The following is a 12365-nucleotide window of genomic DNA, read 5'->3' as shown; positions in this document are numbered from 1 at the left end:
ATGTAGCCATCATTTAAAATCATTGTGTATTGCTTTTTTAAAGCGATTCTACCTCCTTTGTAATAAAAATCAATACTATATGCATTGCAGTGTTTTTTAATTGTTGTAGTAAAGGTAAAAACAATGGTATTTCTTCTTTGTCCTTTTAATAAGTCGACGACTTTCTTCTTTTGTACTCCAATAAAGTAAATGCAGTATCATTCTTTGCTTCAACCATTGGTTTTAAGGCAGTAAATACTTCGTACAATCGATTTTTATTGTTTTAACGATCCAATTGTTATGGAGTCAAAATAAATACATACAATCTTTTGATTTTCATTTGACTGTTTTTATTCTTTCAATGGTAGTCTTTAGTTCAAAGCAAAAAAGTAGTCTTTGTAAAAACACTATGTATTTATCCTCAATGTCGTAGCCTTCGACTCACTGCGTTCCTCTTTACTACTCCACCGACGATAAACTACTTTTTAAAAACATACGCTACAACTGTTTAATTTTATTGCAATTGATTACTTACTACAAAGTCCTTTTAAAACCAATTGTACACCTTTAGATTGCATTGTACGTTGGAATTCATCTCCTTTATAGCACTAAAAAAGCATTTCCCCTTTTGTCATACTGAACATAGTGAAGTAACTGACTAAAACCCAACTACTCTTTTTACTACACCACTGTTGCTTTTTTGTAGTCTTCGGCTGTACTTTACCTTTTGAAACACTTTACCCTACGTCGTTTAAAATGTCGATATTTTTTTGTGTAATGATAGGGTGGTGTTTCTTTTATAGTGTAGGATTGACTATTCTGACAAATTCCACCCATTTATCTCACTTATTTTATATTTTTTTTGGTGTTCGATGAATCTTCACTACGTTTCGATTTCTCTTCTCCCATCTCCAATACCAACGGTGGTAGGGTGTTTTATTTGGTTTACGGTGGACTTACTGTGTACAGTTTTAATTCTCTTTGTATCGAATAATCTTCCGTAAACCGTTAACTAAAAAACCCCAACGATCCGTTTTGGAAGGTTGGGGATGTATCTTTATTTGTTTTCAAAATATAATTTACTCCGTAATAAAAGGGGTGCTATAATAGTTTTTTTGAACTAATTTAAGTCTATTCTCAAAAATAACAAATTCAAATCCAAAGTATTCTTTATTATCAATAATTACAATTCCCTCCTCATCTTTGCTTTTATTGAGAATTTGTTGCATAGACATAAAATGATCTATATCTATTTTTCTTTTAGATGATTTAAAAAACAATTTATCATCTCCCCAATAAAAAATAGCAATATCATTATAAATTAAATAAGCAGTATAATTGTTTGGAATAGAAGTTAAAAAGTGTTTTTTTTTTAACATTGGTACTATTCGTACAGAAATACTATCATTTTTTCTTATAGCACTCACAATAAACAACTTATCCTCTTTACTTTTCCATCTTTGAGCATCTATATCTTCAAGTACAAAATCAAATGATTTTATCAAATAATCGTTTTTTAATTCATAAGCTTTTAACTCTTCTTTAGATACAATATTATTAAATTTACAACTACTTAAAGTAAAAAATAATAACACACAAAGACAGTATCTACTCTTTAACTGCACTATTTTCATCATATTTTATATAACTATTTTTAACTGTATTAAATACTCTAAAATTTATTTTTCTTGCTTTATCCCCATACCCTTTGTAGTCTTTATCACCTATTTTAAAACCATTAATCAAATTTTTCATACTCTTATAATCTCCCATAGGCTCACTATATGGATTTGGTTTACTATATGAATTATCAATAGTTCCATTATAACCATAACCACTCGGTGTTTCTGCTCCTATATAATGAATTGGATGCGAATGATTTATATCAGTTACATTTTCACCTTTATTAAGAAGACTGTAGGCAAATCCTGAACCATTAACACTAAAACTATCATGATCTGTTAAAACATAGGATGACTGATCTGTTTTAACTTGTCCCCACTCTACTTCTGAATTTTTTGCAAAGAACTCAAAAATCTCATTAGATTTTGAACCATCTGAAACCTTCAAAACTGATGAATCGCCATACTTTTTCATATCATCAATTTGTCCATTATATTCTAAATCTACAAATCCACCTTGGCTATTAAAAACTCTATCAGGTGTATTTGTATCTTTCACTTTAGTAAATGTTCCATCGTCATTAATTTTATAATCATGGTCCAACATTCCTGTAGGGTCAATTCTATTAATTGGATTATTACTAACATAATGGTAAGGCATCTTATTGGGTTGAGACTCCGCCAACGGGTCCACACTTAAAAATATACTCATCGTCGGATCGTAATAACGCGCACCATAGTAATAGTAACCCGTTTGTGGATCCAATTCTTTACCATTGAATTTATACACATTGTCATAATTACTATTGTTGTGTTCTACCATCAGTTCACCAAACGGTAGGTAACCATAATAATGTGTAGGTATTCCATTGATGTCTGTAAGGTAAGAAGAACTGCCTAAATGGTCGCTATGGTACCACCATATTTTTCCTTGACGATAAGGTCGTTCTGGAATAACAGGTAATTCTGGAACTACAGGATCAACTTCTGTAACTTCACCTGGTGTTGGTATTTCTGGTAGAACTACAGGTGGGTTCGGTTTTTTAGGCGGAACTTTCATGTATTTCAATAACTCACAATAATCAATTTCTGTAGAATCAACAGGAAACTTGATAATATACCAAATACAATCATATTCTGGCTCTCTATAAACTGATGTATCTCCACCTGAATATATGATTTCTAATTCTTCCGAATATAAAAGTAAACAGTTTTCATAAGCGGATAAAAATTCTTTATAACAATTTTCAACCACCTCAATATCAAAACAATCACTATTTTTCTCCATATACGCTACGGCTTCACACATGTCCATCCCGCTTTTCTTAACATAAGCAAGTAATTTTTCTAAACAATCGAAGCGTTTGTGTTCCTCTAAAAATGAAATCCAGCTGTTATACTCATCTAAACACTTCTCATCTAAACATCCTTCTTTATACAGTATGTCTATAATTTGACAAGAAGTATATCCTTTTCCATCTTGATTTTTGATGATTGCTAAACATTTTTCATTCTTTTCTTTATAAAATCCCTCTATAATAGATTCTAACTCCTTATCACAGTTTTCAATACATCCCGCGAATTCCATCTTCTCAACAATTACACATGGATCTGGCTCACCATGAAGTAATTCATTAAATCGTCTTGCACACTCTGAACTACCATCTTGTTCATACATCTGTTTGAGATAGTATAAAGTTTCCTCACAATTACTTGCTCTATTAGTAGGAGTAAAGAATTGAGGTTCATCGTAATTCGAATCCGCAAATAACCCTCTTAAACCGCTTTCAAACTGAGTACGATACGTACTATTTCCAGAACCAAAAGAAATACCTGCTCCAATTGAACTGGCAATTTTCTCGGTACCAGAATAGTAATGTTTGGTATAATTACCCGATTTCTCTACCGTAATATACTGATTCGGGTACAAAATATAATTATCTACTACAGACAACCTTGAATTAAATAAACCATTTATGGCAAAACTTTGACTTTGTCCTAAACTCTTGACAACTCGATTTCCTGTGTAATCATAGTTGTAATAAGAGACTTGATTCCCAACTACAACGGCTTGTAATTGATCTTTGGCATCCCAATATAAACTTCTATCATCAACAGTGCGATTAGAAGCTCTTTCTACTTTAGTCGTTTTTGAAATATTTCCATTGGCGTCATATTTTAAATGTTGCAAATAACTCAATCCCTGTTGTCCTACTCCATTGTAAGTAATAGACGCTACTTGGTGCTTACTTGCATCATATTTATAATCTGCCGTGTATTGATTTTCTGTATTTTCAGATACGCTTGTATAAATATTAAATACATTGTGATTCTGATATTTAGAAGAAATACCATGCGTTTTATTATACTTCATTCCTAAACTAGAGCTATGCTTCTCTCGTTTACCTTCCCATTTCGTAGCCGCCGCTTGTAAACGATTAAATCCATCATAACTATAATTCTGTTCTGACAAACCTCCTATATCCAAAGTAGCATGTAATGAACTTGCATTTTTAATTGAAGTAACATTACTATTGTGATCATAGGTCATCAATAGATTCATAAACAATTCATTGGTCGGACGACGTAAAGTTAATCCTCTCAAACGATTCTGATGACTGTAGAAATATTCTGTTTCTACATCATTTCCATATTTTATTTTCTTGCGATTGCCATAATGATCGTATGTAATAGATTTTACATAATCAAAATTAGTATTGTTAACGATGCGTTTTAGCATTCCTCCTTGATCATAATGATAGATGACCTTTTCGGCATCAGGATATGTAATACTTCCTATTCTTCCCCAAAAATCATAAACAAATGACACTTCTGAGGAATAAGAATATCCATCTGGTGTTTGCACCGTTCTTTTCTGTTTACTAATATCTCCATAATAACTGTAAGTAAAGTGATCCTGAATCACATTATCCTTTACCTCTGTTAGTAAATCGTTATTATAGGAATAATCAACCGTATTATTCGGATATTTTTCTTTAACTAATTGTTCTTTAACATAACTATACGCTATCGTTTCACTAGCTTGTCTTAAATTATTTGTTTCTAATGTAAGTACCTGTCCAATATCATCATAGGTATATTTTACTTGTCCTTTATCTACTTGATTTTTTTCCTTCAACTGTCCTATTGTATTATAAATATAGGAAGTTAATTTTCCTTCTGCATCCGTAACATTTACTACATCTCCTAATGCATTGTAATTAAAAATCGTACATAGGGTTTGGTTATCACCGATTTGTTGTACAGCGGTTTTTCTACCTTTTGCATCAAAGTAAGAAATTGATTTATTGCCCTCAGGTAAGGTTACTTCTTTTTTAAATCGCTTTACTCCTGAACAATCTTGTCCAAAACCATAAGTATACTTAGTAAGAGCATTAATTCCATTTACGAACTCAGAAATAGGTCGATCAACATTATCATACATCATCTCCATCGAATTATCTGCATCCATAATTGGAGTAGAGAAACGTGTCAATCCACTAACCAGACTTTGTGAGCAATTAACTTCTTCGGATGGCAGGGATGTTTTTATACTTCTACCAAACTCATCATATAGCGTTGCCCCACTTACTGCAAGACGATACCCAGTAGTAACACCTGGACAGCTTTCATCTTTATCTAGCTGCTGCTTGACCTGAATAACTCGTCCTAGACCGTCCGTAAATAAACTAGACTGATAATATACATCCGAATAACTTGAACTTTGAGCATCTACCATTACCGCGGATTTTTCTGTCAGCACGTATGGATACAAATTTTGTTGTGGGTTATACTGAAGGTTGTATATATTTTGCAAAAGATACTTCGCATTAATCTGATTTGCTGAAATCAAATTCATTCGACCAAAAGAATCATAGCTATAACTAACCGCCTCTAATCCATTAACTTTCACATAGGATAATACATCCCATCCATACACGTATGCTAACAAAGCACCACCACCACGATTATTTAGTATTTTATTAGGATACAAATTAAATATAGTTTCATAACTAATAGTTTCCTCATACTGTGTTCCATTAATTACAGGATGTTTCTTTTGCGTAAGATTACCAAAACCATCATAACTAAATTGATATTTAACCGATTGAGTAGGACTTAAAAACTTTTTAAATCCGATCATATTTCCTTTCGCATCAATTTCGCTTTCTACTTTTCTATTTTGCCCTTGGAAAATTACTTCGTGGGTTTTAGGAATAGCAACTAAATGGTTTGCTGTATTGTAATGATAGGTCATATTTACCGTAATTAAATCCGCTGCATTTAAGGTATGACTATCCCCTACATCTCTATACTTTAAAACATTACCATAGCGATCATAACGATCAAAATACACACGAGTTTGATATTCTTGTCCTGTAGTTTCGGTTTCATTAAATTCGTATTTCGAAGTTATTACACTGCTTAATAAAGGTAGATACCTTTCTTTTTCACTAAAGCTAATTTGACTTGAGCCAATGGTGTAATCTGATTGGTTATTTGCACTTACTCTATAAAACTGATAGGCATTTTGCACTTTAGAATAAATACGACCATGTTTGTCATACATCGTTTGTTTTTCTAATAAGCCTTTTTTAAAGTAATATTGACGTACCATTGGATTTAATCCAGGTCCATACGCTTCTGATTCAGTTACTCCATTAACTAAATACTCATCTTTTACACTGCGGAATACTTCTCCAGCTCGATCTAATTCGTTGGTAACAATTTCTCCAAATCCCAAGAATTTTCGTTCTCTACGATCTTTAAATCCTTTGTAATAGCTATAACTACGACGCATCGTATTTTCTCCATCGCCAGCATATCCATCGTAAATAGAGGCTTTAGTCATCACCCATTTGGTAAAAGGCATCGCATAATTTAACCCTATTTTTTTAGATTCTTTTGGATTCTTATTACTATAATCAATCTCAATCACCCCACCTAAAGGTCGTTTTATCGTTTTTAATAAGTTAGTTTTTCCAATTCTCGAATAAGCGACCTGAAGATCTCCTTCTGAATCAGAAACCAAAATATCGGGGTAACCGTCCCCATCAAAATCCATAATTTGAACCGTTTCTTTACTTAACGATTTTCCAATATCGCCTCCTAAAGAAAAACAAACTTTAGGTCCTGTAAAAACTAAAGGAACCAAGAAGTAAATACAATAGGTAACATTTGCATTTATACCTCCTGAAATATTTTGATTTTCTTTACTTGAAGATACAGGCAGATAAATTGCTTGACTAGAAAATCCTGTTCCAGTATTGAGATAAACGGTATTTTTTCCTACAATCTTATCAGGTAAACCATCGCCATTGATGTCTAATAAAGAAATTACATCTTCTGAGATATTCTTTGAAATAGAGAAGCCACCGGCAATAGATCCATTAAATAAATTAACACCTCCACCACCTGAATAGGTTTTTGTTTCTGATACTTTTACGTCTGCAATACCCCATGAATTATCTGCTCTAAATTCACTTCCGTAATTTAAAGCTACTCTTCCTCCTTTTTCAAGGTAATCTGGTAGACCATCTCCGTTTAAATCCACTAAATCACTAGACACAAAATCGTCGGTAGTAAAATAAGAACTATTGATTCCTAAACCTGCGGCAGAACCACTACTCTTCACTGCAGTAGTTGGGCTAACGGTTTTTCCTTTTACGGATTGAATGAAACCAAGTAATGTACCACTAGCAATTGAAACACCTCCACCGGTTCCTTTTGCATCAAAATTCTGTAATACTTTTTTGTCTATTATACGCTGTGTTAATCCTCCTTTTTCGTTGGTTAACTGAATGCGATCACCTAAGATATCCGGATATCCATCTCCATTGATATCTCTAAAATCATTTATTGCTTTTCCTGTAACTTTATTTTCACTGTATGAAACTACAATTGCCCCAGCAGTAAAACCTTTCGATACACTAGTCATGTATTTTATCACCCCTTTAGCAGAGTGACTAGATTCAGATCCTTCACCTAAACCATCTACCCCACGATCTCTTGAATGTCTATCATCATCGTCATTATCATGCTCTTCTTCATCTTCAAGTCGCTCTAAATAGGGACTACTCAATAAAGATGTAATGAACATTCTACTATTTAACTGCCATTTTTCTAACTCTTTATTTGGGTATAATACATAGAGTCTTGGTGGTGTTTCTGGGGTAGGCGTACCATTGCGATTTCGCTTCTCTTCCACACACGCCATGTATTCTTCATACGTTTCTTTTTCTTCACATTCACGGAATTCAGATTCACTTAAATCCGATGAATCTTGATTTACACCTTGCTGAACTCCTTCATTACTAATCACTTTCTGATTAATCGGCTCTGTTCTATTGTTTACCTCTTGCTTACTTTTATAACCAAAGAATCCCCAATTTTGATACATTGGACCAAATTGATTATTTCCAAGTTTAGCAAAAACATTCGCAGGAACGGGATTTGTCGTTACTGTTGGTGCACCAGATCCTCCTAGAACGGTAGTTACTTTTAAAACCGCTTGATTGACATTTCCTACCAGTTTTTCTGCCACCAAAGGATTTTCACTATGCCATTCAAAATACACCTTGTTAGCCAATGAATTAGATGTAGAAGACAATTCAAACGTAGTCTCTGTACTAGTTCCTCCTACTACATCATAATTTCCTGTATTGTTATTAAATTTCGAGAAGTTCTTTAACGCTCCTCCATCATATTTAAAACGATATTTGACATATTGACTGCTAGTTGACGATTCTTTAAAAACCTCGCCTTTCCCATTTTTCGCAGTGAAATACACATAGCCTTGTGCACAATCTCCATTACATCCAGATACAGAAATACTATGTGATATTTTGAAAGTCGATGGTCCACTTAACGTCAAAGCTAAGTTTTGTTTTCTATATTCTTTATTATATATCGTTATTTCTGGAGTCAATACTTTATTTAAATATCCCTCTGAATCTGTTATTCTTGGATTCCAAAGTGAACTAATTTTCTGCCAATTCACATTGGAAGTAGACTGAATTTCTGCTTTAATATATTGAAAACTATTCTCATCACCACTTATAATATTTGAAACTGTAAAGGGATAGTTCAACGCAGGGATTGTATTTAATTCACTTAACTTAATTCGCTGTTTGTATACATCTACCAAAGCTCCAGCATGGATAGGCAAATATAAATTAGTTGAAGCTGTATTGGTTGTATTTAATTTAAATCGCTTAATTACTAATAGAACCTCATCGGATAGCAGAGGAGCATTGGCTACATTCACTCTATTATCTAGTACAAAGGCATCTGCTTGTATACTATATGTACCATTTTCTTTAATTTCGATAGGTGTAAAACCACTAATAACATACCCTTGTGAAAAAGGATTATCATAGGGTTTAAACCCATTACTATCAACGTAACTGGCATCAGCAGCCGTGGTATAGGTCACTTTAGGATCCCACTCAACAGCTATATTTGCTCCACTAGAACCCGAAATTACACGAAAGAAAATACGGTCTCCTTTTTGAACAGCAATAGCATTTACTGTAGTAGCCGTATTCGTTCTAGGCACAGACACAATATTTTTTAAAAAACTTGTATCTGAAGTTTGAGTTGCCTTTCCTTTCTCAATACTGTAATAAGCCGTTGAGCCTGTTGATATGATAGTACCTGTAATATTCACTGTTCCATTAAACGGTGCTTCCCACATTTTTACAATATCCGCAGTTGGAATTTTAGGACTTGGCAACTGAGGAGGAGGAGAAACTGAAATTGCTCCACTTGTAAAAATTGGATTAGAAGATCGTGAACTGTTTTTGTGAAAAAAAGGAATTCGATCTCTATTACTTAAACTATTAAAATACACATCTCCATTATCTACGATATCTACAAGCCCATCGTTATTCACATCCTCTAAATAAGTTGGAATTTTAGTTTCACTCCAGCTTTTGGTTCCTGAAGCATGTGCAATTAAATTGACTTCTAGTCCAGCACCTAATGTCTTTGTTTTTGATTTACTAAAATTTGACCTTCCTAAAATAGGACTTTTAAGACCACTAAAATGTCCTCCTAAATTTTTTCTATAGTATAAAAAATCTCCCGATTTAAATACTTTATCAGGTAAACCATCTCCATCAATATCCATTAAAGCAATGATAGATTCTGATTTAGAAGAACTACTAAAACCAGTAACCCCCAATGTTCCTGCCCTAGAAATAAACAAAAGCGTAGTAGGTTTAAAAATCGAAGCAAAACCGCCATAGATTCCAGCATTGATTCCTTTATACTCTCCTTTTCCTCCTCCAATAGCAGAAGCAGAAACCTTCAATTTATTAAATACACCTGAAAAATCAGTATATGATTGCACCCTTGCTCTTGGAGCAAATATTCCTCCACTCGCAATTTCATTATGATATTCAAATTCATGCGTATGGAAGGTTATATTATTATACATTTGGGTTACTTTATTTAATAAAGTTTTCCCAAAAGCACCCTTTTTATATCCTAATACATACTTTCGAATTTGGGTTTCATTTCCACTTTGTACCTTATTTATAACAATCTCTGACAGCAAGTCATCCTCTACTTCTTTCACTCCTCTTCGCACAGAAAACGTTTTATCTTCACGTGCTGAGCCTGCTACTGAGTTAGTTCGATTAAAAACAACTTTATACCCATTATTTGCTGAATTATTGGCATGCTTCGTGTACAAAATCGTTTTTAAATACACTTGTTTTCCGCCAGCTAAGCTTCCTGCTGAAAAATTCTTTAATTCGTATTCGTATTCTACATAGTTTCCATTTAAATCCTCCATTTTATTCAACATCCACTTGGCAATATTTCCTTGTGTACCTGAACCTGTTGTTAATCGAGCTTGGGCAACACTACCGTAATAGTATTTAACACCTGCTTTGGTTGTAACAACCCATGAATAAGTAGAAGGAGATGAACCCAATCGTTCAATTTTGCTAAAACTTCCCTCAATACGAGGAGCAAAAGTAGCATTAGCGACTCTTCCAATTCTATTATCTAAATTTGGAGCATATTCCACCCCATTATTTAGTAAAACGATATCTTCTCCTCCCATACTATAGAGCTCCGATTCCTGTGAAGGATCATAAATTGCCGCTCCCCAAGTGGTATTCACTTCAATGGAAGGAACATTTAGGTCCCAACCTAATCCAACCCAACCACTACTACTTGAACCACTGGAATAACTCAAAGACAAATTCGGTTGCATTCCCTTTCTTCCTGCAGGTATTTCTATAGGATAACTCACATTTGCATCTCCAGTATTGCTCACTTCAGGCATTTCAACAAAGTTGATTTTATCTGTAGGCTTAGCCGCTGGCAAATTCCTTGCTCCTGTAGGAGTAAATCCTGAATAATCTGGACTCTCTGGCATTTGAATAACCCCTGCGATATAATCTGTAAAATGGTCCGTAAATCCACTAACTTTATTTTGTTCCGCTATCACTTGATCTTTGGAAATGGCTACCCATTTCTTACTAGACTCATCAAAATAAAAAATATGAATATCTTCGTGTTTAGTCTCATTAGGCACTAAATTTTCATCAAATTCAATAGAGATTAGCCCTTCTTTTTCAAAAGTAGATCCATCGGGTAAAAAGCGATAACCTTGTTGATCTTTAGTAATATTAACAATACCTGCTCCTTGTGGGGCAAGATCGATTTTTCTCAATTTCTCCACTTGAATTTCAGTAATAGCACTTCCTATTGCTTCTTCTGGAAACTGAATCGCCGCTCCTGAAACTTCAATGTGATTTTCTTGATGATGTATAATTGGAAATCGTTCACTCTTATTAGGCAAAGTAACCTCATGCTGTACCTGACTAAGCAGAGTTGTCTTTTTCAACCAAGGAGTAAGATCGATTTGTTGCAAACCAGTCTCAGCATCTTGATAAACCAAATAAGACATTTCTTTTGGGTTAAAATCTAAAATGGTTTCAAATTCTTTTTTGCCATCTAAGGGAATAGCATTCATTTTATAACGCAAAGTGGCTGGTTGATTAGATGCCACAAAACCTCTTAGGTACAAACCTCCTTCTGTTGTTTGCTGGACATCTGTCAAGACTAAAGTCTCCAGTTTGCTGTTCCCCTCTTCTTGTAGTATTTTTACTTGACTTACAAAGGTCTCAACTCCGCTACTATTGTTGACATTAAAGAATATTCGATTATTTCCCTTTTTCAGTAAAATGGGATTTATACGCTCTTTTATTACCTCTTCCTCTTGGGAATAGCGAACCAAGTTATTTCCTAAAGCTGGATTTCCATTAATACTTCTCGCTAAAGAGGATAAACTGTTTACTCCTTTTACCACATACTCTAAGTAATAGGATTTACGAAAATCTATTGGTTCCTGAATCAAAATATCAAAAAAGTTATCCAAAGGATCATCACTTTCTCCATATTGACTTCCAATAATACCATATTCTAAATCTGCCTCATAAATTTGAGCAAAAACAGAAGTTTCTTCTTCATTTGCTAGACTAGTTTGCTCTGTATTCGAAACAGTATAAACAGGAGATTCCTCCTCTTGTTTTATACTCTCTTCTAAAAAGGGTTCCAAATAATCCTCCTCTGATTCAATAGCATCTAGCTCCCCGAAAAAAGAAGCGGATTGCGCTATTTTAAAATCGATCAAAGCAAGTGTTCCTGCATATGTTTGTATAGGATAAACTACTGTTGAATAGAAAAAAGACAGCAATAGTATTCTAAACAATGCCATATTGTATATATTAAATTTTCTCTTAGTTG

Annotated in this window: 2 protein-coding genes; both read right to left on the bottom strand. The window is 33.7% G+C overall.

From position 1 onward, the window contains the following. Positions 1–1058: 1058 nt before the first annotated feature. Complete coding sequence (locus AWV75_RS05010) at positions 1059–1616, bottom strand: hypothetical protein (RefSeq protein ID WP_156424171.1); 558 nt, start codon at positions 1614–1616, stop codon at positions 1059–1061. Then, entirely contained in the window at positions 1588–12336 is a 10749-nt protein-coding gene (locus tag AWV75_RS05005; RefSeq protein ID WP_197429551.1) for a SpvB/TcaC N-terminal domain-containing protein, read from the bottom strand. The genes AWV75_RS05010 and AWV75_RS05005 overlap by 29 nt, the downstream gene beginning before the upstream one ends. Positions 12337–12365 lie beyond the last annotated feature (29 nt).

Origin of the sequence: Myroides odoratus, from assembly GCF_001549985.1 — a bacterium.
Classification (GTDB): domain Bacteria; phylum Bacteroidota; class Bacteroidia; order Flavobacteriales; family Flavobacteriaceae; genus Flavobacterium; species Flavobacterium odoratum_A.
The sequence above is the reverse complement of the archived record's forward strand: the minus strand, read 5'-3'. Positions and strand labels throughout refer to the sequence as shown.